Here is a 25,478-nt window from a genome sequence, read left to right as displayed (position 1 = left end):
CCTGTTATTCAGGTTCACTCTTTTTTGTTTTCAATACATTTTTTTCATCAATGGGTGAAAAACTCTATGCTTTTTTAGACATTTTTAAAGTTATATTTTAAGTGTGATTGAAAGGAAGACTAGCAGGGGAAACCATGAATGGAAGAACAATTTTTAATACAGCACTAAATACGGGGATATTCGGTTCTCTGTTTATCAAGTGATATTGCGGAGATCAAAGAGATTTTAAAAGGAAACATGAAGAGGAGGTGTTGAATGATGGAAATCAGAGAAATGTTAGTAGACCCAAGTAAATATGGCATTAAATGTCCGAATAAAATGGCACCGAAATATATCACCTATCATAATACGGCTAATGATGCTCTTGCAGAAAATGAGATTCGCTATATGATTGGAAACAATAACGAGGTTTCGTTCCACGTTGCTGTGGACGATAAAGAAGCTGTTCAGGGCATTCCTTTTGATCGTAATGCCTGGCATTGTGGAGACGGGAACGGGACAGGAAACCGTCAGTCCATCGGGGTAGAAATTTGTTACTCTAAATCGGGCGGCAGCCGCTATTACAAAGCAGAAGACAATGCGGCGGTTGTCATTGCCCAGCTCATGAAACAGTTCTGCATTCCAATAGAGAACGTGGTACCACATCAACACTGGAGTGGTAAATACTGTCCGCACAGAATGTTAGATGAAGGAAGAGTGCCAAGCTTTATAGAGCGAATTAAACAAGCATATGAAGGAGAGGAAGACATGAATAGAACATTACAACTGGAAGATTGGCAGTGGAAACAGCTCTATGACAATATGGGGAAAGCCTGGAATGCCGGGAAATTTACTGATTGGTGTTGGATGGTCAAGATTGAAAACCGTTGTCTTACCGTTGATGAGCTGGTGTGGCTAAATAACCACATTTTGGCGAGCAGCCTGTAGAATAGAAAATAGGCCGTCACGGCAACGCTTATACGTCCAATCCCAGACGCTAAGCGGAAAACCGTGGAGGCCTATTTCCAACTGTGCAGAAGAGAAGCACCACCCCATGAAAAGGGGAAGTTTAGCTTCATGCTGGCTATATAGTACTGGTAAGAGTGTGACTTATATGATATTCATAATGTAAAAGAAAAAATAATTTTTACTGCTCTTATATATTTTTGAGGTTTTGTTTGAGTCCTTGCTATTCAATTGGCATCCATAAAGATAATGCGTATATCCAATTAGGATCACCTTTCCCTTGATAGCCTTGAACACATTCATAAATTATCCCTTTATGTTGTACCCTATTTCCTTTTTGATAGGCAGCACTTGGGTTCCATTGTTCATACTTAGATGAACTCTCTTGTTTTGTTTCTACCTTGATTTCATTAGTAGGATCCGAAACATTCCCTTTCATATCAACCGCTTTGATTGTATATCGATATTCGGTATTGGCCTGTACATCTGTATCTGTATATTCGGTAGAAGAGGTCACTCCTACTTTAGTACCGTTACGATAGATCTCGTACCCTTTTATACCAGCATTACTCTCAGAAGAATTCCACTTTAAAGTGACACTATTAGCTTTGATATCTGTTGCTTGTAGACCTATAGGAGTCGGAACAACCGAATCAATTAGATCAATTGGTTCAACATCCCCATTCATATCATCCATATATTGCCATATTTTCTTTTCCAAGTGCGGCAGGGAAGCCAGTTGCTGCTTTGTTTCTTGGGTCACCATTAATCCCCATTTTTCAAAAAACGGCGTTAAATTCCTATTGGCCGTTCGGGAAGCCAGACGGATAAATCGTTGTTGTTTCACGGCATCAGAGCCAGACCACTCATTCAATTCCCGGTACGCTTTATGTAAAGAGGGATAGAAATCCTTACCATAGGCCAAATCTAATTGACAAAACATAGCAAGCTTAACAAACAAATCATTAATTTTATTATAATCTTTATTTGTTTGTTCTAAATAGGCAAAGACTTTATTGTATGTCTTATCTTCTTCAAGTCGGCTATGGTTTCCAAAATAACGTTGAACTGACATTGAATAAATGTTATTTGTTACCTCTCCTAAACCGGACCAATTCAGAATGTTCATTTGATGGGTATGACCGACTTCATGCCAAGGTCCCCAGCCATCTCTTTTAAAGATATCTGGATTGAGAATGTATTTCATTGCGTTGCTTACGTATCCTGTATGTTGGAGCCAAGCATACATCCATCCCCCAGAGTCTTTTTCACGCATATGATGTTTCATTGGCGCTGGCTGATGAACGTCTTTAGAACTATCAAGTCCGGCAACGCGATTCTCTTCTTCGATGGCTTCGTCATGGGCTTTCATTAGTTCATTTGGAGAATGAACGAGTGACATGCTTTTGTTTCCGCCTGTTATAATCACGTGTTTACTAACCAGTTCAAATCCTGGAGCATTTGGATTAGAGAGTTTCATCTTCTCCCAGTCGGCATCTGTATGTTTACCTAAAATAAATCGGGGTAATTCTTGTCCACCCGAAATCGTTACAGTTGCAGGTTTTTGTGTTGGTCCTGATTCGTTTATCAGATGAATAATGCCTGCTCCTTCTCTGATGAAATTCCACCCTTTTTGAAGTGGGATTCCACTATCTCTTCCTACATCCGTATGACTTTTAAGGACAGTCGGCGATATGACATATTGCGGCATAACGGACTGATCTGTATTTGGGTCGACATAAATCTCAATCACATCATTACTATTTTTGTAGACACCCGTCGATTGTCGATTACTCGGTCCAAAGGTTACTTTAAGTCGATTACGGATATCGTAAATTGAACCTGTTTGTTCCAGCTTCATCGTCATCTCTTGTTTTGAAGCAACTGTTTTACCTTCGATTGGTTCATTTTGGGCATATACCGGAACGGTTGCCACTGTACTCCCCAGCATAAGAGCCGATAAGGCAAGCGGAACAATTATTTTTGTTGTTTTCTTCATTATTCTTCCTCCAATTTAACATTGTGAAAAAATGAACATAAAAGTGGACAACAAATGAACCTTTACAAAAAATTTAAAATTAGAGCATAAAATCGACCCCCTTTGATATTTTTAATATAACATTATTTATAATTAAGCATAGATAAATATATTGCAATATTGTGAAATTATATTAGTAAATGGAAATCATTAGAGGCTCTTTTGCATACACAGGAGAAGAGGTGAATTAATATAACAAAAAATGCTCCCAAACTTGCAGGGAGCCTACATAAAAATATATCGGGAAGCTATCGTCCCTCAACGTTACGCTAATAACGTAAGAATAGCATACCTAACGCTTCCTCACAAGCCCATGCAGCCTATTTCTAAAACATGCTCTACAAGTCCAAGCATGTTCTAATCTCTTTCATACAATATATTGAATCTAAAAGAAGGGAGAGCTTTGTATGAGTTATTCATGTGGAGGATACGGAGGATTCACAAGTACATCAGCCATTCTAGTCCTATTCATTTTATTGGTTATTGTTTCTCGATCCTTTTTGTATTAAACAAGTGTGGGAGAAATAGGATAACCTGTCTTAGCGGCAGGTTATTTTTATGCAAAATAAAAAGCCCCGAAGGGCTTACTTAAACAATTTCTTTTATACCGGCTCTATGTATAACCTGGCGTTTGATGCTTGGCTTACGTATGCCGAATTTCATATGATGGCCGTTCCTTTCTATATAAGTTGAACTAAAGAAATCAGGATCAAAACCTGATACAGAGACGATCAATAATTGAATCGGGGCTTTTCATTATTTCGTCCATAAACTGTCCGACGTTCTTGCAGATTTCGGTAACGGTGTGAAAGAACACGTTGTTAATCACATCGGATTTCAGCCATTTCCAGAGCCCTTCGACGATGTTGAGTTGCGGACTGTAAGGCGGCAGAAAAACCAGCTCAAGTCTTCCGTTCATCTCCAAAAGAACTGCCTATACATTTCTCAATTTGAATTTTTGATTTTCACCATTATTTTGTTTATACACAATAATCTTTGTCTGGAATTTGAGATAGCATTCCATGCTAATACTAAGTTTTCATCGTACAAATTTCTAAATTGGTATGCTTCTTTCGTTTTATCATAAATTGCTCTCCATTTTTGGTTTGAACCTCCATGATATTTCCACAAATGAACATTTCCATATTGTTGTAAAGACATATCAACGACGCTTGTATCATTTAATGCTGTTACAATTTGCAATATTGAGTTTGCTGGGGTAAATCCTAATTTATTTAAAATCGCTTTTAATCAGGCATAACCTACAAGCATAATGCCCTCCCCATTTCCACCAGGTATATCCCATGAATACTGGGGGCGTCAATACCAAGAGGAGCGGAATACAAGTACCCTTGTTTTTTAAATAGAGGATTCCGATTAGGTTGCGCGAATAGCGTTGGATCTTCCATTTCGGCAACTGAATCTGGTACGTCGAATTCAATAGCGTCCGGTTCAATATAAGCCGTTTCAACAAGGGAGATTGTTTGAGCCTGTCCACAATAGATTGAGGATCACCTTGTTCTTTAGAAACTTCTACCGAATAATAACGGAATAAACTCAAATGTTCGGGCAGGTTATAGGTTTTAAAATCTTGAATCATATCTTCCTGTGATACTGTAAAAATGAGACGATTAAATTCCAATCCAGAAAAGGAACTAAAAAAATTATCATGGTCTTGGTGAACTGTGACCCGTAAGATGGACACTTTGAAAAAAAGTGACCCTCTTGGGGGTCACAGTTCATTCCTTAAAGGCCCTTTTAAATATCTTCATGTTGTAGTTTTTTTATAGATACTGATTATAGTTATAAAAAAGCTCATTCCTTATAAAATAAATTATCCACAAATTCATCAATATTAGCCGCCAGGAAGTATACGTTGTTCATATCATCTGGGTTTTCAGATTCTTGCTCATGATCCCAAAAATATATTGCTTCATAATATGGCTCTTTTGTTCCTAAGCAAATGACGTTGCCCCCGAGTCATCCTCCTATTGGTATAAAACCTTCAGGTAGTCAATATTCATATATATCAATAAGTATTTTTTCAACCCGTAATCTTAGATTTGGGGGCTTTTTCGTATTCCTGAATCAACTATAAAACTTTCTCATTGCCTGTATTTCCACAGTAACTGTGGGAGTGGGGAGTCATCCCGTTTACTGTTGTATATCCTTCAAACCTGTGAAAGTGTCCTCCTTCCGGCAATGGAATTGCGGGCCCTGTGGTTCCTCTGATCGTATGAGAATGACCATCATTAAATGATGTTTCCGCGTAATAATTGTGAACATGTTCAATTCTACTTGGGGCTGGTTCCGTTACGCCAGCGTAATGGTGATAATGGCCCACATCAAAAGATGTGTTTCCTGCAAAAGCATGAACATGGGTATAAACAGGTCTTCCGTCCCAGGAAGTAATATAAAGCTCATGAGAATGTTCGGAATCGGAATCATCAGAACATACAACGAATCCGGTTATCGATATTTCCAATATAAGCACACTTCCCTTCATTCTACATTATTTGTTCTACATTATATGGGGGAAGGGACTAAAAGTTTCAGGATTTATGAATTTTTGATGGGCCTAAAGGATACCAGATTTGTTTTAATTTTTGGCGAATTAATGAGTGAACACATTTCCCAAAGTGTCCAAGCATGTAGTTCATTCCCACCATAGAATAAATTAGTTTTCTGAGAAAGGAGGCTTTTCAATGGGATATACGGCTGGCTCATATGGAGGAGGAAATGGATACGGAGGATTGATTACTAGTACAGCTACAATTCTTGTTTTGTTTATCCTTTTGGTCATTGTATCTCGCAGTGTATTGGGCTATTAATTTCGGACGATGGGGACGTTTGGGAAAACGGCCCCATTTCTTCTATCGACTTATTTTTTTGAAAGGCATAGGTGTTCTTGCTAAAGGTTGGTGTTCTGATAGTAAATATCGGTACAGTCCTGCTCCTTCTTATTCTATTCATCCTTTTGGTTATCGTACTTAGTACAATGCAAAATAATTTTCTAGATAAGCCCTTATTTAGGAAAGTACAGTAAACTGGGGTGATATAGGGGTGGCGATTAGTAAAAAACAAGTAAAGTCTCTCGTTGAAAAGTATGTATATGTCATGATACGCCAAAGGGAAATTTTGGAAGGTATTTTGCATAGGGCGGAAGATAAAATCTATCTTAACCCAAATAACCTTAGCCCAAATGATAAACAAATAGGTACACGTGCGTTTACTCCATTCTTCAACCCATACGTATTTGCTCGCCATTGCGGAAATCCCGTTCTTCTTCGGCAGCCCCCCATTTTTCTTTTGAGGAACTTTCAAAATCATGTATCAAAAATGGAATAAGACCACATTGGTTATTGATATGCTACATCATAGTAGACAGTAGAAAAAACAAAAACTTCTACTTCTACAAGGATGGGATAATGTCCAAAAGGAGACCAATTTCTTTAGAGGTAAAGCTACGTGTCGTAAAGCGATGTCTTCGGAATGAGAAAAACCCAAGTTATGAGGCGAAATATAATGCTCCCCATTGTCAAGAAACGATTTTTTGAGAAATAAGTTAAGTCCTCCTACTCGTGTATTCCAGTATGTTAAGATGCGAGTTTATTGATAGTGTGAGCGTAGAATTGGTTTGGTTTTGCTCCATCAAGAGATTGATAGGGACGTTCCTGATTGTAAAATTGGACATAGCGAGCTATCCCTTTGCGGAGTGCGCGAGGGTCTTCAAATTCATTTAAATAAATACATTCCTATTTGAGGGATCGAAAGTAGCGCTCTGTTCGGCTATTGTCCCTTGCCCGGCCTTTACCATCCATTGACACCTTGATGCCTTCTTTCTCTAGCAATTCCAGATAATCAGCATTGGTGAAATGAGAGCCTTGATCACTATTCATCATCTCTGGTTTGCAACGGCTGAATGCGCGTTTGAGGCACTTAAGAACAAAGCTTTTCTCGAGCGTGCTGGACAGTTCATAGTTGATCACTTTACGGCTGTACTAATCGAAGATATTAAACAGGTACATGATTCCCTTCCCCATCCGCAGATACGTAATGTCGGTTCCTCAGACCTGATTCGGCCGGTCAATGGTTAAACTGCGCAGCAGGTAAGGACGGGTGTATTTGGCGTGAAGGCGTTTGCTCAGGTTCGGCTTCGGATAGATCGCCTCAAGCCCCATGAACTGCATAGGCCGACGTACGCGCTTATAATTAATCTCAAAGCCCTGATCTCGAAGGAATCGTGTCATACGTCGGTAGCCGAAGTACGGGTGCTCCATAAAGGGAAACTTGAACTTATTACATCCCCAAATAAGTTAAATATTGTTTTTGTAACAAACTTTGGATTCATAGAGATCAAGTCCAAATTCGTGTGTAAATTCCCTCAGCTAGACTGTGCTACATAATGCGAGTCACTTTGGCATCGGACTTTGGCCGATCCTTCCGCCATTCCATGTACTCGGTCATGTCGAGATATTTCTTGCCGGCTGCCCATTTTTCATCCTGTTCCATCAATAGAGCACCAATAAGACGAATCACGGATTCACGGTTTGGGAAGATGCGAATGACACGTTCCCGGCGTCTAACCTCTTCGTTGAGACGCTCAACGCTATTTGTCGTGCGCAGCCGTTTTCGGTAACGCTCTGGCAGCATTAAGACGGCGGTAGCATCGTCAAATCCGCTTTCCAGCACGCCCATCGCCTTACCCGCCTTATCTTCATAAGCCGCTAAGGTCTGTTTTAATAAAAACCTTGCCGTTCCAGTATCAGGAGCATCTAGAATCGACCGTAGACGGCCATGGATCTCATCCTTCAAGGCTTTGGGTGAGGCTTCTAATACATTTCGCGTGAAGTGAGTCTGGCATCGCTGCCATGTTACCCCTTGCAGCTGCTGCCGTACCGCGCGTACAAGGCCGCCATGATCGTCGGAGGTAATGAGATCCACACCTCGTAATCCACGTCCTTTTAGAGAGCTGAAAAACTCACTCCAGCTTGCTTCAGATTCTGTGTCACCCAGCATCAGGCCAAGGACTTCACGATAGCCCTCGGTGTTTACACCAATGGCAATCATGATGCCTCGTGAGCGTACACGACCGTCTTCACGGACCTTGAGATACATCGCATCTACGAGAACAAACGGAAAGAGGCTGTCTGCCAGGCTTCGATTATTCCAAGCAGTTACGATGGGATCCAGCCGCTTACAAAGGTCTGAAACAGTGGATTTAGAAAACTCGGTTCCGCAGAGTTCTTCGGTTACTTGCGAGACTTTACGCGTAGAGACGCCGTTTACGACCATTTCCATCATCGCTAAGATTAACGCTTGTTCACTTCTCTGGTAACGACTAAAGAGCTCTGTCGTGAACTTCCCACCACGGATGCGCGGAACACTTAGTGTAATGGTTCCCACCCGCGTATGCAGCCCATGTGGATACGATCCATTCCGGTACGCTTTTCGATTCTCTGTTCGTTCATAACGATCTGCTTCCACTTGTTCACTCACCTGTGCTTGTAAGACTTGGTTCAGTACAGACTCGAGCAGCTTGGCTACACCCGCATCCTGAGAATTTCCCAAAAATAGTTGATGCAAAAGCTGCGAATCTACGTTAATCTGGTATTGAGCCATTTCATAACACCTCGTATATTTAGAATTTTGTGTCCCAACATTATTCTAACTGAGGGCTATGAATATGGCTCCTTTCATTTTTTGGAACCTAGCTTTTTACACAATTATACGGACTCAACTTTCATAGAAGCGGAAGAAATCATTTCACCAAATTTCCAACCTAAAGAACTTACAGACCAAGAGGATATAATTTCTTTTCTGTTCGCTAATACGTTAAAAAATGCTAGCGATTTTATGGATGACGAGAATTCGAATATAAACGATAAATGTTTTATTCTTGGTAATGCTAAAGTCATGACCCATGAGGGTAAAAGCCACTTTCTTTCAAAAATGATTTTGTTTGTTGATTCAATTGTTGGCTTATCAATTGGAGATTAACAGGATGAGTAATCGTAATAGTTGCTTTTATTTCTAACGCCGCCTTTGTTGCGGCTTCTTTTTTTTCAAACTCTTCCCGAAAAATTTCCCTTACTCTTTGTTCTTGCGATTGATTCATTCCCTTACTCATCCGCATCCGTATTTCTTTTCACGTAGCCTTTGTTGATCCAATAAAGTGGGTATTCCAGAAAAAATAGAAGAAGTAATGAAAAAGCAAGGAGTTAGCAGATACAAACTATCTAAGGATACAGGAATTCCATATACAACTTTGACTCAGATTTTGAATGGCAGAACAAAAACCCCAAGTGAGTACTTTACAGGCTATAGCAGATTATTTCGGAAAACCTCTAGACTACTTCACTGGAAACGATAACGAAGAAGGAGATATTCCTGAATGGGCTTCCTCTAAAGACAAGCGTGATTTCAAAAAAATGCTTGAGGAAGACATTCCGATCATGTTTGATGGAGTACCTATAGATGATGAAAACCGAGAGAAAGTAAAAAGGGTAATGGAAGCCATTTTTTGGGATGCAAAGAAAAAAATAAAAGAAAGCCTATCGATGATTAATAATCGGAGGGTAGGGAATGGATAAAATCATAAGGTAGCTTATACGTAGATATAAAACTACTGACCCGTTTGAGCTAGCCAACTGCCTGAAAAAATTACTAAAACATACTACAACCCTACAAACAATATAAAGAAATATCAATTGGTTCCACCTAAAACAGCAACATCCAGAAGAACTATTGATATTGATCCAAAAGTCCTGGCTGTTCTTGAAGAGCACTGTCCATTACAAAAACAGGTTCGAATGAGATATAGGGATACTTATCACGATGAGGACTTTGTTTTTGATAAAATGGACGGATATCCAGGTTATCCGGAATTAATCAAAACAATTGAAAACAGAATGAGGCGATTATTGAAAATCGCTGGATTAAATAAAGAACTCCTAGAGCTAACTCCCCATTCGCTCCGTCATACACATACATCTCTGCTAGCTGAAGCTGGAGTTAGTTTACCTGAAGTTATGGAGCGATTAGGACACAAAGACGAAGACACTACAAAAAATATTTACTTGCACGTAACAAAAGAAATGGAAAAAGAGGCTTCCCAAAAGTTTGCTCGACTCATGGAAAACCTCTAATCTTTTTGTTCCCGATGTTACCCTTTTGTTACACAACGCGGAGTAACATCTGAAAAAGCATTGATAAATCAAGGCTTTATGATGTTTATTACATCATGCCGCCCATTCCACCCATGCCGCCCATGTCAGGCATAGCTGGTTTTTCTTTTTCAGGTTTGTCAGCGATGACAGCTTCAGTAGTCAGGAACATAGCCGCTACGGATGCTGCATTTTGCAGAGCGGAACGAGTAACTTTAGCAGGGTCAACAATACCTTGTTCCAGCATATTTACCCATTCGCCAGTTGCTGCGTTGTATCCAATGCCTAATGCTTCTTTCTTCAGGCGTTCTACAATTACAGAACCTTCTTGTCCTGCATTTGCTGCGATTGTACGTACAGGCTCTTCCAGTGCACGAAGTACGATGTTAACACCTGTTTTTTCGTCGCCTTCAGCTTTAACTGCGGCAACAGCATTGTATACGTTCACCAGGGCAGTACCACCACCAGCAACGATACCTTCTTCCACAGCTGCACGAGTAGCGTTCAGAGCATCTTCAATGCGGAGTTTACGTTCTTTCAGCTCAGTTTCAGTAGCTGCACCTACTTTGATTACGCCTACACCGCCAGCCAGTTTAGCCAGACGCTCTTGCAGTTTTTCTTTATCAAATTCGGAAGTGGTTTCTTCCAGTTGAGCACGGATTTGGTTAATGCGGGCTTCAATATCTTTCTTGTCGCCAGCACCGTCAACAATAATGGTGTTTTCTTTGGTTACGCGAACTTGACGTGCGCTACCCAATTGGTCGATTGCAGTGGATTTCAGGTCTAATCCAAGTTCTTCGGTAATCACTTGTCCCCCGGTCAGAGCAGCAATGTCTTGAAGCATAGCTTTGCGGCGGTCACCAAATCCAGGAGCTTTAACTGCTACGCAAGTGAACGTACCACGCAGTTTATTGACGATCAGTGTAGCTTGTGCTTCACCTTCAACATCTTCAGCAATGATCAGCAGAGCTTTACCTTGCTGTACTACTTTTTCAAGCACAGGCAGAATTTCCTGAATGTTGGAGATCTTTTTATCTGTAATCAAGATGTAAGGATTTTCAAGAACAGCTTCCATCTTGTCTGTGTCTGTAATCATGTAAGGAGAGACGTAACCGCGGTCAAACTGCATACCTTCTACGATTTCCATTTCCGTAGCGAATCCTTTGGATTCTTCAACCGTGATAACACCATCTTTTCCAACTTTTTCCATAGCTTCAGCGATCAGTTCGCCTACTTCGTCATCTGCAGCTGAGATGGCCGCAACTTGTGCAATGTTTTGCTTGCCTTCGATAGGTTTAGCAATTTTTTGGAGTTCTTCAACAGCAGCACGAACCGCTTTGTCAATACCTTTGCGGACCACCATCGGATTTGCACCGGCAGTCACGTTTTTCAGACCTTCCGTGATCATAGCCTGAGCCAGTACAGTTGCGGTAGTAGTACCATCACCTGCTACATCGTTAGTTTTGGTTGCTACTTCTTTAACCAGTTGAGCTCCCATGTTTTCGAAAGCATCTTCCAGCTCAATTTCTTTGGCAATGGTTACACCGTCGTTAGTGATGAGCGGGCTGCCGAATTTTTTCTCAAGAACTACGTTGCGACCTTTTGGTCCAAGCGTTACTTTAACTGCATCTGCTAAAGCGTCGACCCCACGAAGCATCGCACGGCGAGCGTCTTCACTGAACTTAATATCTTTTGCCATGGATAAAACCCTCCCTAAGTTATGGTTAATAGAATATTCATTCCGGATACGATCTCATCCCGGATCACGTTCGATGTATGTGTGCTAAATTAGGCTAATACAGCAAGAATGTCGCTTTCACGCATAATCAACAGTTCACGGCCATCGTATTTCACTTCAGTGCCTGCGTATTTGGAGAAAATAACGCGGTCGCCTTCTTTCACTTCCAGCGCAATACGCTCTCCATCCTTCAAAGTTCCGCTGCCAACAGCAACAACTTTACCTTCTTGCGGCTTTTCTTTTGCTGTTTCCGGAAGTACGATGCCACTTGCGGTGGTCTCCTCTTTCGCAATGGCTTCAATGACTACGCGATCACCCAACGGTTTGATCATGAGAAATAGCCTCCTTTAGTGTTATGTTTCGATTCATTTTATTTAGATGAAGTTGTTTTTAGCACTCATACATATCAAGTGCTAACAACAATTATTATGATAATGATTTTGAAGCTACTTTGCAAGTGGTTGAGCAACATTTTTTCAAAATAATCCGCATCGGGTCCGTTTAGCCCGGTGAAGATTGGTTCAACCGTAAGATAAACGCGGACCCCCTCCCGGGCGCCCATTGAAGTACTGCAAAGCGGGTGGCCAGTCCCCATTGTTACAATCGAATACGCAAAATGCCTGACAGCCTGAACACCTTTCCAGCACAGGCTGTCAGGCATTTTGAACGAAATCCTCTTCCCATTTGGCATCATCAATCAGCTGCTTACGGTAGATAACACGGGAAAGTACAACGCTTGCCTCATAGAGAAGAATAAGCGGAATCGCCACTAAAATGGCTGAAAGGGCATCCGGCGGGGTAATGATCGTCGACAAAATGACCAGCACCATGTAAGCAATCCTTCTGAATTTGCCGAGTCTTGCCGGATTGAGTATGCGCAATTTTGTCAAAAAAAGCACGATAATAGGCAGCTCAAACAATAGTGAAAGCGGCAAAATGATGTTAAACATAAACGAAAAATATTGGGCAGCCCCGTACATTTCCTGAATGTCCAGGCTTTTGCTTATGGCCGTAGTAAAGTGAAAAGCGAGAGGAAAGACAACGTAATAGCCGAAGGCAAGTCCCATCACAAACAGAAGGAAAGCGAACGGAATGTATTTAACTGTAGCTTTTTGTTCTACTTCCCTAAGCCCGGGCTTTACAAACGCCCACAGGTGATACATGGCAACAGGCAATGTAATTAAAATCCCCACGATAAGGCCTACATTCATGTAAAGCTTAAGGGCATCCCAAGGAGAAAATACGTTCCATGTAATCGTATTGGCAGGAGGCGCTTCTTTCAAAAACAAAATAACCGGTTTCGCACAGATAAGCCCTATTACCAGGCCAAACAAAAGGCAGGCTATCACCCACATTAATCGTTTGCGCAGTTCCTGCAAATGGTCCATAAATCCCATATTATCCTTTGAACTCATGGTTGTACCACTACTTCCTTCCGGTTTGCTATTTAGTTCCGCCATTAATCCGGCAGGCGCCGGGTATCTGCAGGCTTTTCCGCCGGCTTCTCTACAGATTCAGACTCTCCCTCGTTCTTTTGGGACGGTGAAATCGCAGAAGTGTCTTTTGGTCCTGTATTGGGATCGTCGACCAATCCATGTATAGCATCTTTGAATTCTTTTAGAGTTTTGCCAAAAGCCCTTCCCAGCTCCGGCAGTTTTTTCGGTCCAAACAGCAGCAAACCGACAATAATCAGCAGTATTACTTCAGAAAAACCGATATTCAATGTTATCCCACCTTATTAAGTTCAGTAGAAACTAACATCCTTGTAATCCGCCATACCCAAGCCCTGTAATTTCCTCACGCCGGATAACCCGGCCTGCACAAATGCGGGGAAGCAGAACATCGAAGGAAGTGTAAGGATCGTGCATCACGCATCCGGGCAACCCCATAACGGGAACATCACCAAGATAGGCCATCATTAGCATGGAACCCGGCAGCATAGGTGTTCCATAATTCACCACCCGGGCGCCTGTTTGTCTGATAGCCCCCGGTGTCCGGTCGTCCGGATCTACGGACATGCCCCCTGTAACAAGAATCAGGTCGATATCCCCGTCAGCAAGTTCCAAAATATACCTTGAAATGATGTCCGCTTCGTCAGGAGCCAGACGCTGCTCAACCACCTCAGACCCCAGTTCAGCCACCTTCCGTCTTACAACCGGGCCGAACTTGTCCTGAATCCGGCCTTTATACACTTCACTGCCTGTTGTAATCAGGCCTACTTTCAGATTCAGAAAAGGCTCTACCCGTACCGGGCTGCATCCATGCTTCTCCCTATATGTCCGTACTGTTTCCTCAATCTGCTCAATCCGGGTTTCTTCTATATAGAGGGGGATAATTCTGGTTCCGGCAACCGGCTGTCCGGGCTCTACCACCACCGAATCTTTAAGCGTTGACATGACGATGTTCTCTATCGAGTTTACTTTATGCACCCAATCGGGATCTATATGAGTGAGCCCGTGAATGGACGAGCGAAGCGTCACTTTTCCTTCATGGGGTTCGGTCATGCTCATCCGACTGTCTTGAATGGCGGCCGCCATCCGTAAAGCAGCTTCATCCTCATGCAAGTATCCTGCTTCCGGTTCCATGACGTAAATATGCTCTTTTCCAATACTCAACAGTGCAGGGATGTCTTCCTCCGTAATCCGGTGGCCTTTCTTGAAGAGGCGTCCTTTAAATTGTCCGGGGAGAATTTGTGTCAAATCATGGGGGAGGATAGCGCCAACGGCCTCCTCCACCTTCACCTCGCGAAGCATCTGCTTATTCATCCGTGATCTCCCTCTCTCCCTGAAAGAATGCCTAAGGCATGGGGAAGCTGTTCAATAATAACAGCAAGGTTCTCGTGTACTCCCTTAGGACTGCCGGGCAAATTAACGATTAATGTATTTCCCCGGATTCCGCATACCGCCCGGGACAACATGGCTCTCGGGGTTTTTTCCACCGATTTCATGCGCATGGCTTCCGCAAATCCCGGCGCTTCTCTGTCAATTACACTTACCGTTGCCTCAGGGGTAACATCTCTGGGTCCCAGTCCCGTTCCTCCGGTGGTCAGGATCAAATCTGCTTTATGATAATCAGTCATTTCTATAAGGGCTGCCATGATTTCATCCATTTCGTCGGGTACCACTCTATACTCAATAATCTCGCCTTGAATTTCTTCTTCCACAAGCTCGCGGATGACCTGGGCACTCGTATCTTCGCGCTCGCCCCGGAACCCACGGTCACTAGCGGTCAGGATAGCCACCTTCCAGCTCATGAAACTCACCTCTTTCTTCTACTCTGACGGGGTATGTGATTTCCCCCTGTGAAAATCATCACTTTTTCCGCCTGTCTTTTCAAGCAAAATCGTAGGCCCTATTATCATCCCCTTCTCTACTGCTTTGCACATATCATATACAGTAAGAGCAGCAGCAGAAGCGGCCGTCAATGCTTCCATTTCCACTCCGGTAGGTCCGGTTGTGCGGACAGTGACCGTAATCTCCAAATGCCGGTCACCGTCATCCGAGAAGGCTATATCAACCCCGCTTAAAGAGATGGGATGGCACATCGGAATAATCTCGGATGTTTTTTTGGAGGCCATGATTCCGGCTACCTGGGCCACAGCCATAACATCGCCTTTTTTCATAGTCCCTTCTTTAATCTTTTGAAGAGTTTCCGGGTTCATGGTTAGCGTAGTTTTGGCTACTGCAGTCCGCTTTGTATCCTTTTTATCCGAAACGTCTACCATTCTGGCTCTTCCCTGTTCGTTAAAATGGGTAAATGTATCACTCATAATTAAATCGGATTCATTCCTTTCTCTTCCCGACGGGGTGCAGACAGCGGGACTCCGTGATGATCGTATCTACACGGAAATCATGCCAGGCTCCCGGAACATGGGGAATAATCTGGCAGTCAAAAGCCCCTGCAAGCAAATAGGGAATACGGAACTTGTCCCGTTTCATCTTATGGATAAGACGGTCATAATAACCTCCGCCATATCCCAGCCTTCCCCCCTGACGGTCAAATGCCAAGCCGGGCACCAGAATCAAGGTTAGTTCCTGCATATTTTCAAATCTCGGCAAGCTTGTCCTGGGCTCACGAATGCCCCAAATACCTGTCTCAAGATCATCATAGCTGTTTATCACGTAGAAAGCCATTTGTTTTTGTTCTTTTTCAACACGGGGGACAACCATGCGGATGCCTTCCGTCCATCCGTATTCCAAAACCAGAGTTACATCAGCCTCTGTTCGGAACGGCATGTAGGTAAGCACAGTAGGCGAGGACTCGTCCTGTCTTCCGGTTAAATACCGGCGTAAAAAAGAAATAAGCCCTGTTCCTATGCTTTCTTCCTTCTGCCGCCTTGTCTCTCCGGTGAGCAGGGCGCGCTTCTCTTCCACTTGTTTTCTCAGCCTGGCCTTATCTACCTTGATGTGCATATTCATCGCCTTCCGCTTTTTTCTATATCAGCAAATTCCTAAAGTGGCTTTTATATAAATGGATTTCTTCATCCAAATGGAGGTTTCCTCTTCTTGAACGCTTTTATTTTATCACAAGCGGGCAACAGTTGAAAAAACTGGTTCAAACTCCAGGATGATCCTTCCGTCTATGGAAGACAATCTTTTTGTTTTCGCTTTTTTCCTGTACACTATAGGCAAAACCAACATGAAGGAAGCCTCCTTTCTTATAGATAAGAGGCAAGTTGAAGGAGGTAGCCATATGCTGCTGCAAGTAACGGGAATAACGAAAAGTTTCGAAACGGACCCCGTACTCTCTAATATATCCCTGCAGATTGAAGAAAGGGAGCGGATCGGACTCGTAGGGGTGAACGGAGCGGGAAAATCGACTCTGTTGCAAATTATTGCAGGGGAGCTTTCATACGATGAAGGAAGCATTTTTAAAGCCAAGGAAACCCGGATCGGGTATCTCAGACAGCAGGCCGGTCTGCAATCGGATAAAAGTATTTGGGAAGAGCTGATTGGTGTATTTGCCTCTTTGCTGGAAACGGAAATAGAACTCCGCGAGTTAGAGGGCAAAATAGCGGACCCCGCCGTGCACGACCAGCCAAAGCTCTATCAGGAGATTCTTGATAAATATGCGGTGAAGTCCGAATGGTTCCGGGAAAATGGAGGCTATGAAATCGAAGCCAAAATACGGGGTATTCTGAACGGTATGGGATTCGGCTCCTTTGCTCCGGAAACCCCTGTCAATACGCTGAGCGGAGGACAAAAAACGAGGCTTGCCTTAGCCAAAATGCTTCTGGAAGAGCCCGATCTTCTGCTTTTGGATGAGCCTACCAACCACCTGGACATCGAAACGTTAACTTGGCTGGAAAATTACCTGAAGGGATACCCCGGTGCTATTCTTGTGGTTTCTCACGACCGCTACTTTCTGGATGCCCTGGTGGGAACAATCTATGAAATTGAACGCCATCAGTCACGGCGTTATACGGGGAATTATTCCAAATTTATCGAATTGAAAGCCGCCGAATATGCTATCGAGATGAAAAAATTCGAAAAACAGCAGGAAGAAATCTCTAAAATGGAAGATTTTATAAGAAAAAATCTGGTGAGAGCTTCCACTACGAAAAGAGCCCAAAGTCGGCGCAAAGCTCTGGAGAAAATGGAAAGACTGGAAAAACCCTTGGGAGAGCTCAAAAAGGCCAGCTTCTCTTTTGAAGTGGAAAGAACCTCCGGTAAAGATGTACTGCAGGTGAAAAAGTTGGCCTTGTCCGTAGGTGACGGGATTACGCTTGCCGAACATATCTCTTTTCAGCTCCGCCGCGGCGAAACCGCAGCCTTGATAGGACCTAACGGGGTAGGTAAAACGACCCTGCTGCGCACATTGATCGGCCAGCATCAGCCAGACAGGGGTTCCTTAGAATGGGGTACGGGAGTGAAAGTCGGTTATTATGACCAGGAGCAGACCGGATTGCATCCGGAAAAAACAGTGCTTAATGAGCTTTGGGATGATTTCCCCCAACTGGAAGAAGTCCGTATTCGTACAGTACTGGGCAACTTCCTGTTCAGCGGCGAAGATGTTCTTAAGAAGATTTCCGCTTTAAGCGGAGGGGAAAAGGCCCGGGTAGCCCTGGCAAAATTAATGCTGCAAAAAGCAAATGTCCTGATCCTTGATGAGCCGACTAACCATCTGGACTTATACAGCAAGGAAGTACTGGAATCGGCCCTTTTGGAGTATGAAGGAACCTTGTTATTCATTTCCCATGACCGCTATTTCTTGAACAAAATTGCCGAACGAATGCTGGAAATGTCCCCATCCGGTGTTACAAATTATCTTGGCAATTATGATGATTACGTGGAGAAGAAAGCCGAACTCGAAGAATTAGCTTCGGAACAACAGGCCGGAGAGTCCTTCAAAAAGACGAAGGAAGGGGCGAAACAGGAAAAAGGGGCTAGTTACGAGGCGGATAAACAGGCAAAAAGAGAGGAACGGTCCCGTCTGAGAAGACTGGAACAACTTGAAAAACAGATTGCCGATCTGGAGAGAGAGGTCAAGGCTCTGGAAGAAGAGCTTGCCCTGCCGGATGTTTTCAACGATTACAAACTCGTTCAGGAAAAAAACGCAGCTATGGAAGAGAAAAATGAAGAATTAGCCCGCTATTATGCAGAATGGGAATCTCTTATGGCGTAATGCAAACAAATCACCACCGGTCGAATGGTGATTTTGTTTGTATTTTGAAGCGGTTTTATGAAATTGATTCATTTTAGCGAATAAATATACGGCAATTACGATTTAAAATGTTGTAAAATTACTCCTTTATTATCTTTAACTTCAACTTCGGCAAATGCTCCATTAATAAAAGTGATTTGTGGAGGTACATGGCCACAATCCACATCATAAATAATTGGAATATTAAGCTCATGACTGAGTTCTCTATACACATCTTCAACAGTATAATTCTCAATTGGACGGTTTGCGGCACTGCGTCCAAACAGTATACCTGAACAATGGTCAAACCAGCCTGCCAGTTTCATTTGAACCAATGAACGCCGTAAATCGACAGTAGTTAGCTCACAGTTTTCCAGATACCAAATTAAAGGCTCGTTATCAGCATGTTTTTTCCTGAAATCTTGTACTCTACCAAATGGAGTGCCAATAAGGTGCCTAATGACGTCAATATAACCACCGAGTAGCCGACCTTTGATTTTTACATTTTTAGCTGAAATAGTTTTCCAGTTTGTATCTTCTGTCAAATGATAGACACATGGAGATGGATCATGATGCTTCCATTCCTTTTGATATTTATCTGAAGAGTGTTGGGTGATGGAAGCCCCTGTTTTAGTCGATAAAACACTTTGCCACATAGCTGTTGTATCATCGGAGTATTCTCCTCTTAAATCTACCAGATTTGTCCCGTGGGCAGTGGCTATTCCCGTGTTTAAAGTAATCGCCAGTAATAAAACGCTTGTATCCGAGTATCCAAGTACCCATTTCTTATTTATCTTTTCAAAATCAATTTCTTCCAGTATTTCAATTAATAGTTCACCGCCCCAAGGAGGAATGATGATATCAATGTTTTCGTCTTGCATCATCCCGATAAATTCATTTGCCCTCTTTTTAGCACTGGCAGATTTAGCTTTCTCTTGTGTCCAAACTGTTTCTCCACAAACAACCTGATACCCTTTTTTTTCCATGCTTTCACAGCATTGCTTAAACATATTATGTAATTCTGCATTTAAACCGGAGGAAGGTGCAGTTACACCAATTGTTGCCCCTTTTTTAAAAGCGGATAGTTTATCATATGCACTTCTCCTTTGAGATTATTGGAAAACCTGCTATGAATCATCGTCTCTTTAAATGAAGCTGCTGTTTCCTCTGTACACATCCTTATCCACAGACAAAAACAGGCCTTTATTCCCTTTTCATCAGGTTATTGATGAGTTTTACACAGCTTTACCCACATTATCCACAAAAAACTGTGAAAAAGTTGTCCTGTTTTTCAGGGATTTCCCGTTCCCTAAAAACGGGGATTGAAAGCGGTTATGCACATTATCCACAAGGGGTGTGAATATGTCAATGCACAGCCCTGTGTGTATAAGTATTCCCCCTTGCATTTCCCACATATTGGACTATATAGATTGTGCCTCCTGCTTTTCGGAATTTCGCTTGATTGCAGGCCGCCAAATAAGCTTTGGCAACAGCAAGAAGAATGTCCTGATCCATTCCCGTTCCTTTAAACGATTTATGATGGTGGTCGCTTCCGCGGCCGCATCAATGTCTCCTTTTACCGCCCTCGCGAAACCGCAGAAGTATGCGGAATCAGGAAAGTCAATACGCTTTTTTCGCCTTAAACCCGGAGATTTGTAATTTAAAGGGAAAGACTGTTATAGTGTAGGCTATGAAAAAAAGGCTTTGATCTGGAGGATAAACGTTTATCATGAGCAGACTTACCCCGAAGCTTGCACAGCAAATTGCCAACCGTACCATGCAGGTTATCGGATATAACGTAAATGTTATGGATGAAACCGGACGAATCATCGGTTCCGGATAAACGGCTCAAGGAGGAGTTTCTGTTGTCCATCCTACATGGAGACAGGGCTTCAGTCACTGCATTGGACGAGCAGGCCAAAAGACTTGGCATCACCTTTGATATTCCTCGTCTTGTCTGTGTGATGGAAATCCAGCAGCAGAAGGAAAAACCCCGCGAAAGAGATTTGACCCTCCGGAAAGTCATCTCATTACTGGATAATCGCCGTCAATCTCATGGCCGAATCCCTGCTGGTACCTGTTCAGCCTACATGGAGAGCAGACGAGCCGATTGGTCTCATCCAGAATTTATTGCAGCAGGATAAATCCGGAGAACTCTATGACACCCTTCAGGTTTTTCTTGCTGAGAATGGGGAACCGCACAGAACAACTGAAAGGTTAATAATCCACCGGAATACCCTTCGTTACCGTCTAAACCGAATAACCGAAATAACCGGCAAAGATCCCCGCCGTTTTCATGATTTATTTCAACTGCAGATGGCTTTATGGTTATATTTGTTCCGCCAATCGGACCCTTAAAGTGCAAGGTGGATATACTTATTTGGCCAGCTTTGTTCATACTGATTCTAGAGGAGGATATAACGATGACTGTATCCGTTTCTGTTCGGGGAGCTATAAACGCGTTAGCCGTTGCCATCGGGATGATATTGAAACCCTCATCTTCGGTGTATTTAAGCTGTTTGTCTGACAAAATAAAACCATGGAGATAAGAGAAACCATCTTTTTTAAGAGGAGCGGTTATTATGAAAAAAATTATTATTGCCCCTGATTCGTTCAAAGAAAGCCTTACAGCTTTGGAAGCAGCCTCAGCTATAGAAAAAGGATTTCGCAGTGTATTTCCTGATGCGGAGCTTGTCAAAATTCCTATGGCGGACGGCGGGGAAGGGACGGTTCAATCCCTGGTGGATGCTACAAAAGGTGAAATCGTCAGCCTGGAGGTCACCGGTCCTCTGGGAAAACCGGTGAAAGCTTTCTACGGAATGCTGGGAGACGGACGTACAGCCGTGATTGAAATGGCGGCAGCTTCAGGAATCGCTCATGTGCCTTTATCTGAACGCAACCCCCTCGTCACAACCACTTTTGGAACCGGTCAGCAGATTTTGGCCGCATTAGACCGGGGAGTCAGCCATATCATTTTGGGTCTTGGAGGAAGTGCAACCAACGACGGCGGAGCCGGAATGGCTGCGGCCCTCGGAGTCCGTTTCCTGGACAAGAGCGGCAAGGAGATCGGCTGGGGGGGCGGAGAACTGGGCAGGCTGCATCAGATTGATATCAGCGGCCTGGACAAACGGCTGTCAAATGTGTCCGTTGTGGCTGCTTGTGATGTGGATAATCTTCTAACGGGCCCCACAGGCGCCTCCGCTATCTTCGGCCCCCAAAAAGGCGCAACGCCGGACATGGTCCTGCTGCTCGACGCCAACCTGGGCCATTATGCAAAGAACATCCAAAAAACCCTCGGGCTGGATCTGGAGTCCGTACCAGGAGCAGGAGCGGCGGGCGGACTGGGAGCAGGGGAGCTCGCCTTTCTAAAAGTCGAACTAAAGCGGGGCATTGACATTGTGGTTGAAGCATCCGGGCTAAAGGACGCCATGAAGGGAGCCGATCTTGTCATAACAGGCGAGGGCCGTATCGATAGCCAGACGATTTATGGCAAAACCCCCATTGGAGTGGCTAAAACAGCCAAAGCATTCGGCATCCCGACCCTCGCCCTTGCCGGATGTGTGTCCGCCGACTATGCGGTTGTACTGGAACATGGCCTCGATGCCGTCTTTCCTATCATTCCGGGAATTCAAAGCCTCGATCAGGTACTTCGGGAAGGGGCCATCAATTTGGAGCGGACAGCACGGAATGCGGCAGCTCTCCTGAAATTGCCTGACAAATAAGTCCGTTATCTTTAAGATAAGCGGATTATAGCACGGCTCCAAAAAAAATCTCACGGATCTTCTGCGTTAGAATCCGTGAGACTTTTTATCGGTTTGCCGGGTCAGCTGTTTTCAGCCGGCCAGGTTTCCGGATTACCAGGTTTCCAGATCAAGCAACGGTTCCGCCTTGAAGTCGAGGGAAGTAAACTCCTTCTTCTCCCATTTCAGAAAAGCGGCGGCGGCAATCATGGCCGCATTGTCCGTACATAACTTCATCGGGGGAGCCAGAAGCGGAATCCCCAGCCGGTTACACCGCTCATTCAACCGGGTACGGAGCCCCCTATTGGCGGCCACCCCGCCGCAAAGCAGAAGCTGCTTGGCACCGAATTCCTCAATCGCGCGGGCCGATTTCTCCACAAGCACGTCGATGACGGAGTTCTGAAATCCTCGCGCGATTTGGGCCGACTGCAACGCTTCACCTCGCATATTGGACTGATTCACCACATTCAGAACAGCAGATTTCAGCCCGCTGAAGCTGAAGTCGTAGGAATCGGCCTCCAGCCAGGCGCGCGGCATCTCAATTTCCACATCGGCCTCGTGAGCAAGACGGTCAATATGGGGACCGCCCGGATATGGCAGGTGAAGGGCCCGCCCTACCTTATCATAAGCCTCCCCGGCCGCATCATCGCGCGTTTGTCCAATAATGCGGAATTTTCCTTTCTCCTCCATATGAACAAGCTCGGTATGTCCGCCGGATACGACCAGGGCCATAAGCGGATATTCCAGCTTATGGACCAACTGATTCGCATAAATATGCCCGGCAATATGATGTACGCCAATTAGCGGCAGTTCAAGAGCACAAGCCAGTGCTTTCGCTGCCACAATACCTACAAGCAGGGAGCCGACAAGTCCGGGTCCCCGGGTAACCGCAATGGCGGATAAATCCCGATTCGTCAGTTTCGCTTCCGTGAGCCCTTTCTGCATGATCCAGGTTATGGATTCCACGTGCTTTCGTGAAGCAATTTCCGGTACTACTCCGCCGAATTTTTGGTGTGTCTCAATTTGGCTGGATACTACATTGGCCAAGATATGCTTACCGTCCCGGACTATAGCCACAGATGTTTCATCGCAGCTAGTTTCTATCGCTAAAATGTAAGTCGGCTTTTTGTCCATCTTTTCCATTCCTTTATCGTTTCAGTCCTCCGGACCGCTAGTATTTATATCGGGCAATTCAGCCCACATAATGATGGCATCTTCGTTGTTGTCGGTATAATAGCCTTTGCGGATACCAGAATATACAAAACCCATTTTGTTGTATAAACGCTGAGCAATATGGTTTGAAGCCCTGACTTCCAGGGTCATCCGTTTCGCCCCGAGAAAACCTGCCGTCTTTTGCATCTCACGCAGCAGTCTTTCCCCCAGTTTCCGGCCACGGTATGTTTCAGAAACGGCAATATTCGTAATGTGCGCTTCGTCCATAATAAGCCACATTCCACCATAACCGGCTATGTCACCATGAACTTCCATAACCATATACCGGGCGAAATGGTTGCTCGTCAGTTCATTTATGAAAGCACCCGCCGACCAAGGGGTCGTAAAAGCTTCCTGCTCAATTTCGCAGATCCGTGAAATATCCCCGACCTGCATAAGTCGAAACTCCAGGCCTGAAACGGTTTCTGCTTCCTTTAGATCCTGAGGCTCCACACCGACCATCCTCTCCTAAGATTTCCCCATCAGCTTAACTTCAGCTTCCGTGAGTTGCGTATAGTTTGGAACCAGTGTATAGGGATTGTCCGTTTCTCTCTCCAGCAGCAAACCATAAGCCAAGATTCCTATATCTTCCGCCTTCATTTCATGCGGTATCTGCCGCACCGTCCCTTTCCAGGAAGTTTTAAAGTTCTCGATCATGGGATCAAAAAGCCCGACTTCCCCGGCAAAGACAACCTCGGTAGGGGCTTGTTTCCGCTCTTTTTCCCGATCAGAGCCTGCAAGTTGTTCCGCCTTGACCAGAATATCCCGGACCCAGTTCTCCATCAGCCGAATACCGTCCGGTTCCAGCCTTTGCCAGTCTAACGATTTCTGCGTGGCAAATAAGGATGTAAAAGCCTGTCCCCTTCTCCCATTGACCAATGGTACCAGCCATCTGATTTCCGGTTTACAGGCCGTCTCCCCTGTCTGACAATCTTCTTCCATCCGTCTTGTTCCATCGTTTCCTTCGTGCAGAACCGGTGAATCCCCTTCATTGCATTCACGGTTAGCCCCAAAAGCCAGCGCCTCCAAACTTGAAACACTTACAAGAGGAATATCCAGGGACCAGGAAAATGTTTTCGCGGCAGTTACGGCAATTCTGACACCTGTATATGAGCCCGGTCCGTTCCCGACAGCGACAGATTCTAAATCAGAAGAACGATACCCCTGTTCTCTAATCAGTTTTTGAACGGCAGGAAGCAGGTGAATGGAATGATTGCGTTCTGCTCTTGAATTCACCTGAGCAATCTGTTTTCCTTGTCTTAGCAGTGCCACTGTCATGGAAGAAGTGGATGTATCCAAAGCGAGCATCAATCCTGAAGCCGCCTGTTCAAGCTGTTCGTTCGTCATAAAATTCCCTTCTCCTTTAATTCCCTGCACCAGGTTTCATACGGCTCTCCGCGAGGAGTAAGGCGGAAAACCCGTTGATTCCCCCCGGCATTTTCAATATAAATATCCAGTCTGTCCGGAGGCAGCAATTCTTCAATCAAGCTCGCCCATTCTAAAATAGTCAGCCCTTGACCATAAAAATACTCATCAAGGCCAAGATCATCGGCTTCCTCCAGGGAAATCCGATACACATCCATATGATAAACCGGGAGTCTGGCCCCTTCATACTCTTTGATAATCGTAAAAGTTGGACTGTTAACTACTCCTTGTACGCCCGCGGCCCGTGCCAGTCCTTGCGAAAATCTTGTTTTTCCCGCACCCAGGTCGCCGTCTAGAGCAAGGAGTGATCCGGGCATGAAAAAATCACCTAACCACCCGGCTAAGTTCTCCGTATCTGTTTCATTATTTGCTTTATAGCTGTAAGAGGGTGTTGTCATTTTATTCCCCTTTGAAAATGATTATCCTCCGGTTTCGTTAGTTCCCGGGTAGTATTGTCAGGGCGGATAACAAAAGCGCCCGCTGCGGTCGTTTATGGCATGACCGATTGTTCCTATTATTATATCCTTAGCTCTTTTTTGTAGCAACCAAGCCGTTTTTAGGAGAACCGGGCC

General features: G+C 44.2%; 33 protein-coding genes and 3 pseudogenes. 13 read left to right on the top strand and 23 right to left on the bottom strand.

The genetic code is table 11. The annotated features are described in order from the left end of the window. Window positions 1–258: 258 nt before the first annotated feature. Window positions 259–747 (top strand): annotated as a pseudogene (locus BXP28_RS18865) (peptidoglycan recognition protein family protein); the annotation flags it as partial. Window positions 748–1,168: 421 nt separating this feature from the next. On the opposite strand, the gene BXP28_RS18860 reads toward BXP28_RS18865, so the two are convergent. After that, the gene (locus tag BXP28_RS18860) at window positions 1,169–2,944 is read right to left on the bottom strand and encodes a M60 family metallopeptidase (protein WP_023483965.1); all 1,776 of its coding nucleotides are present in this window, start codon (window positions 2,942–2,944) and stop codon (window positions 1,169–1,171) included. Window positions 2,945–3,390: 446 nt separating this feature from the next. Here BXP28_RS18860 and BXP28_RS24595 point away from each other — a divergent pair, with 446 nt between their 5' ends. Next, the gene (locus tag BXP28_RS24595) at window positions 3,391–3,492 is read left to right on the top strand and encodes a YjcZ family sporulation protein (protein ID WP_230460612.1); all 102 of its coding nucleotides are present in this window, start codon (window positions 3,391–3,393) and stop codon (window positions 3,490–3,492) included. A 200-nt stretch (window positions 3,493–3,692) separates the two neighbouring features. Here BXP28_RS24595 and BXP28_RS18855 read toward each other — a convergent pair. From BXP28_RS18855 to BXP28_RS18840, 4 genes and pseudogenes are all read right to left on the bottom strand, one after another. Further along, window positions 3,693–3,911 (bottom strand): annotated as a pseudogene (locus BXP28_RS18855) (transposase); the annotation flags it as partial. A gap of 17 nt (window positions 3,912–3,928) precedes the next feature. Beyond that, a complete protein-coding gene (locus BXP28_RS22950) occupies window positions 3,929–4,186 on the bottom strand; it encodes an RICIN domain-containing protein (RefSeq protein WP_144029688.1) in 258 nt (85 codons plus the stop codon). Between the two features lie 28 nt (window positions 4,187–4,214). Beyond that, the gene (locus BXP28_RS18850; RefSeq protein WP_144029687.1) at window positions 4,215–4,583 is read right to left on the bottom strand and encodes a hypothetical protein; all 369 of its coding nucleotides are present in this window, start codon (window positions 4,581–4,583) and stop codon (window positions 4,215–4,217) included. Window positions 4,584–5,075: 492 nt separating this feature from the next. Then, window positions 5,076–5,468 carry a YmaF family protein gene (locus BXP28_RS18840; RefSeq protein WP_036655866.1) on the bottom strand — a complete coding sequence of 131 codons (393 nt, stop codon included), beginning with the start codon at window positions 5,466–5,468 and terminating at the stop codon, window positions 5,076–5,078. A 220-nt stretch (window positions 5,469–5,688) separates the two neighbouring features. Here BXP28_RS18840 and BXP28_RS23640 point away from each other — a divergent pair, with 220 nt between their 5' ends. Further along, the gene (locus tag BXP28_RS23640; protein ID WP_188318549.1) at window positions 5,689–5,814 is read left to right on the top strand and encodes a sporulation protein YjcZ; all 126 of its coding nucleotides are present in this window, start codon (window positions 5,689–5,691) and stop codon (window positions 5,812–5,814) included. Window positions 5,815–6,046: 232 nt separating this feature from the next. Beyond that, entirely contained in the window at window positions 6,047–6,331 is a 285-nt protein-coding gene (locus BXP28_RS18835; protein WP_036655864.1) for a hypothetical protein, read from the top strand. Window positions 6,332–6,579: 248 nt separating this feature from the next. Here BXP28_RS18835 and BXP28_RS25325 read toward each other — a convergent pair whose 3' ends face one another. Further along, the gene (locus BXP28_RS25325; RefSeq protein WP_367869719.1) at window positions 6,580–6,687 is read right to left on the bottom strand and encodes a hypothetical protein; all 108 of its coding nucleotides are present in this window, start codon (window positions 6,685–6,687) and stop codon (window positions 6,580–6,582) included. A gap of 51 nt (window positions 6,688–6,738) precedes the next feature. Continuing rightward, window positions 6,739–6,972, bottom strand: a complete 234-nt coding sequence (locus tag BXP28_RS25320) for a DDE-type integrase/transposase/recombinase (RefSeq protein WP_077585170.1) — start codon at window positions 6,970–6,972, stop codon at window positions 6,739–6,741. Between BXP28_RS25320 and BXP28_RS25315 the strand changes: the two genes are divergently transcribed. Continuing rightward, the gene (locus tag BXP28_RS25315) at window positions 6,868–7,080 is read left to right on the top strand and encodes a hypothetical protein (RefSeq protein WP_036655862.1); all 213 of its coding nucleotides are present in this window, start codon (window positions 6,868–6,870) and stop codon (window positions 7,078–7,080) included. The two genes, BXP28_RS25320 and BXP28_RS25315, sit on opposite strands and share 105 nt — an antisense overlap. Here the strand turns inward: BXP28_RS25315 and BXP28_RS25310 are convergent. From BXP28_RS25310 to BXP28_RS18810, 3 genes are all read right to left on the bottom strand, one after another. Further along, window positions 7,051–7,233 carry a hypothetical protein gene (locus BXP28_RS25310; protein WP_367869718.1) on the bottom strand — a complete coding sequence of 61 codons (183 nt, stop codon included), beginning with the start codon at window positions 7,231–7,233 and terminating at the stop codon, window positions 7,051–7,053. The two genes, BXP28_RS25315 and BXP28_RS25310, sit on opposite strands and share 30 nt — an antisense overlap. 148 nt (window positions 7,234–7,381) lie before the next feature. Beyond that, on the bottom strand, window positions 7,382–8,605 hold the full coding sequence (locus tag BXP28_RS18815; RefSeq protein ID WP_023483236.1) for an IS256 family transposase: 1,224 nt from the start codon (window positions 8,603–8,605) through the stop codon (window positions 7,382–7,384). A 292-nt stretch (window positions 8,606–8,897) separates the two neighbouring features. Beyond that, complete coding sequence (locus BXP28_RS18810; protein ID WP_080675781.1) at window positions 8,898–9,101, bottom strand: hypothetical protein; 204 nt, start codon at window positions 9,099–9,101, stop codon at window positions 8,898–8,900. Between the two features lie 87 nt (window positions 9,102–9,188). Here BXP28_RS18810 and BXP28_RS25305 point away from each other — a divergent pair, with 87 nt between their 5' ends. The 3 genes from BXP28_RS25305 to BXP28_RS18800 all read left to right on the top strand — a co-directional run bounded on the left by BXP28_RS25305 (window position 9,189) and on the right by BXP28_RS18800 (window position 10,131). After that, window positions 9,189–9,356 (top strand): helix-turn-helix domain-containing protein, encoded by a 168-nt coding sequence (locus BXP28_RS25305; protein WP_077585168.1) that lies wholly within the window; start codon window positions 9,189–9,191, stop codon window positions 9,354–9,356. Further along, window positions 9,289–9,576 carry a hypothetical protein gene (locus BXP28_RS23625; protein ID WP_024093072.1) on the top strand — a complete coding sequence of 96 codons (288 nt, stop codon included), beginning with the start codon at window positions 9,289–9,291 and terminating at the stop codon, window positions 9,574–9,576. Before BXP28_RS25305 ends, BXP28_RS23625 begins: the two co-directional genes overlap by 68 nt. 117 nt (window positions 9,577–9,693) lie before the next feature. After that, window positions 9,694–10,131: a tyrosine-type recombinase/integrase gene (locus BXP28_RS18800; RefSeq protein ID WP_024093071.1), complete on the top strand. Its 438-nt coding sequence runs from the start codon at window positions 9,694–9,696 to the stop codon at window positions 10,129–10,131. A gap of 88 nt (window positions 10,132–10,219) precedes the next feature. On the opposite strand, the gene groL is transcribed toward BXP28_RS18800, so the two are convergent. The 8 genes from groL to BXP28_RS18755 form a co-directional block, all read right to left on the bottom strand. After that, on the bottom strand, window positions 10,220–11,848 hold the full coding sequence (gene groL, locus BXP28_RS18795; RefSeq protein ID WP_023482503.1) for a chaperonin GroEL: 1,629 nt from the start codon (window positions 11,846–11,848) through the stop codon (window positions 10,220–10,222). An 89-nt stretch (window positions 11,849–11,937) separates the two neighbouring features. Next, on the bottom strand, window positions 11,938–12,219 hold the full coding sequence (gene groES / locus BXP28_RS18790; RefSeq protein WP_023482502.1) for a co-chaperone GroES: 282 nt from the start codon (window positions 12,217–12,219) through the stop codon (window positions 11,938–11,940). 321 nt (window positions 12,220–12,540) lie between these two features. Then, window positions 12,541–13,302, bottom strand: a complete 762-nt coding sequence (gene tatC, locus BXP28_RS18780) for a twin-arginine translocase subunit TatC (RefSeq protein WP_024093068.1) — start codon at window positions 13,300–13,302, stop codon at window positions 12,541–12,543. Window positions 13,303–13,346: 44 nt separating this feature from the next. Beyond that, window positions 13,347–13,610 (bottom strand): twin-arginine translocase TatA/TatE family subunit, encoded by a 264-nt coding sequence (gene tatA, locus BXP28_RS18775; protein WP_036655855.1) that lies wholly within the window; start codon window positions 13,608–13,610, stop codon window positions 13,347–13,349. Between the two features lie 31 nt (window positions 13,611–13,641). Then, on the bottom strand, window positions 13,642–14,652 hold the full coding sequence (locus BXP28_RS18770; protein ID WP_023482500.1) for a molybdopterin-binding protein: 1,011 nt from the start codon (window positions 14,650–14,652) through the stop codon (window positions 13,642–13,644). Next, on the bottom strand, window positions 14,649–15,140 hold the full coding sequence (locus BXP28_RS18765; protein ID WP_023482499.1) for a MogA/MoaB family molybdenum cofactor biosynthesis protein: 492 nt from the start codon (window positions 15,138–15,140) through the stop codon (window positions 14,649–14,651). The genes BXP28_RS18770 and BXP28_RS18765 overlap by 4 nt, the downstream gene beginning before the upstream one ends. An 18-nt stretch (window positions 15,141–15,158) precedes the next feature. Further along, window positions 15,159–15,656 carry a cyclic pyranopterin monophosphate synthase MoaC gene (moaC, locus tag BXP28_RS18760; RefSeq protein ID WP_023482498.1) on the bottom strand — a complete coding sequence of 166 codons (498 nt, stop codon included), beginning with the start codon at window positions 15,654–15,656 and terminating at the stop codon, window positions 15,159–15,161. Window positions 15,657–15,669: 13 nt separating this feature from the next. Next, on the bottom strand, window positions 15,670–16,299 hold the full coding sequence (locus BXP28_RS18755; RefSeq protein WP_036655852.1) for a 5-formyltetrahydrofolate cyclo-ligase: 630 nt from the start codon (window positions 16,297–16,299) through the stop codon (window positions 15,670–15,672). Between the two features lie 280 nt (window positions 16,300–16,579). Here BXP28_RS18755 and BXP28_RS18750 point away from each other — a divergent pair, with 280 nt between their 5' ends. Continuing rightward, entirely contained in the window at window positions 16,580–18,511 is a 1,932-nt protein-coding gene (locus BXP28_RS18750; protein WP_036655851.1) for an ABC-F family ATP-binding cassette domain-containing protein, read from the top strand. 95 nt (window positions 18,512–18,606) lie between these two features. Here BXP28_RS18750 and BXP28_RS18745 read toward each other — a convergent pair. Then, window positions 18,607–19,622, bottom strand: a pseudogene (locus BXP28_RS18745) (S66 family peptidase). Between the two features lie 636 nt (window positions 19,623–20,258). On the opposite strand from BXP28_RS18745, the gene BXP28_RS24585 reads away from it, so the two are divergent. The 4 genes from BXP28_RS24585 to BXP28_RS18730 all read left to right on the top strand — a co-directional run bounded on the left by BXP28_RS24585 (window position 20,259) and on the right by BXP28_RS18730 (window position 22,251). Next, on the top strand, window positions 20,259–20,372 hold the full coding sequence (locus BXP28_RS24585; protein ID WP_024093062.1) for a sugar diacid recognition domain-containing protein: 114 nt from the start codon (window positions 20,259–20,261) through the stop codon (window positions 20,370–20,372). A 22-nt stretch (window positions 20,373–20,394) separates the two neighbouring features. Next, window positions 20,395–20,673, top strand: a complete 279-nt coding sequence (locus BXP28_RS24580; RefSeq protein WP_024093061.1) for a hypothetical protein — start codon at window positions 20,395–20,397, stop codon at window positions 20,671–20,673. Next, window positions 20,585–20,887 carry a PucR family transcriptional regulator gene (locus BXP28_RS24575; protein WP_096761331.1) on the top strand — a complete coding sequence of 101 codons (303 nt, stop codon included), beginning with the start codon at window positions 20,585–20,587 and terminating at the stop codon, window positions 20,885–20,887. Before BXP28_RS24580 ends, BXP28_RS24575 begins: the two co-directional genes overlap by 89 nt. Before the next feature lie 224 nt (window positions 20,888–21,111). Next, on the top strand, window positions 21,112–22,251 hold the full coding sequence (locus BXP28_RS18730; protein ID WP_023482492.1) for a glycerate kinase: 1,140 nt from the start codon (window positions 21,112–21,114) through the stop codon (window positions 22,249–22,251). Between the two features lie 132 nt (window positions 22,252–22,383). Here BXP28_RS18730 and tsaD read toward each other — a convergent pair whose 3' ends face one another. The 4 genes from tsaD to tsaE all read right to left on the bottom strand — a co-directional run bounded on the left by tsaD (window position 22,384) and on the right by tsaE (window position 25,304). Beyond that, the gene (tsaD, locus tag BXP28_RS18725; RefSeq protein WP_036655844.1) at window positions 22,384–23,412 is read right to left on the bottom strand and encodes a tRNA (adenosine(37)-N6)-threonylcarbamoyltransferase complex transferase subunit TsaD; all 1,029 of its coding nucleotides are present in this window, start codon (window positions 23,410–23,412) and stop codon (window positions 22,384–22,386) included. 12 nt (window positions 23,413–23,424) lie between these two features. Further along, window positions 23,425–23,877: a ribosomal protein S18-alanine N-acetyltransferase gene (gene rimI / locus BXP28_RS18720; RefSeq protein ID WP_226989829.1), complete on the bottom strand. Its 453-nt coding sequence runs from the start codon at window positions 23,875–23,877 to the stop codon at window positions 23,425–23,427. 72 nt (window positions 23,878–23,949) lie between these two features. After that, on the bottom strand, window positions 23,950–24,828 hold the full coding sequence (gene tsaB, locus BXP28_RS18715; protein ID WP_023482489.1) for a tRNA (adenosine(37)-N6)-threonylcarbamoyltransferase complex dimerization subunit type 1 TsaB: 879 nt from the start codon (window positions 24,826–24,828) through the stop codon (window positions 23,950–23,952). Continuing rightward, the gene (gene tsaE, locus BXP28_RS18710; protein ID WP_023482488.1) at window positions 24,825–25,304 is read right to left on the bottom strand and encodes a tRNA (adenosine(37)-N6)-threonylcarbamoyltransferase complex ATPase subunit type 1 TsaE; all 480 of its coding nucleotides are present in this window, start codon (window positions 25,302–25,304) and stop codon (window positions 24,825–24,827) included. Before tsaE ends, tsaB begins: the two co-directional genes overlap by 4 nt. Window positions 25,305–25,478 lie beyond the last annotated feature (174 nt).

Source organism: Paenibacillus larvae subsp. larvae (assembly GCF_002003265.1).
Classification (GTDB): Bacteria; Bacillota; Bacilli; order Paenibacillales; family NBRC-103111; genus Paenibacillus_H; species Paenibacillus_H larvae.
This window is presented reverse-complemented; position numbering and strand designations above follow the sequence as displayed.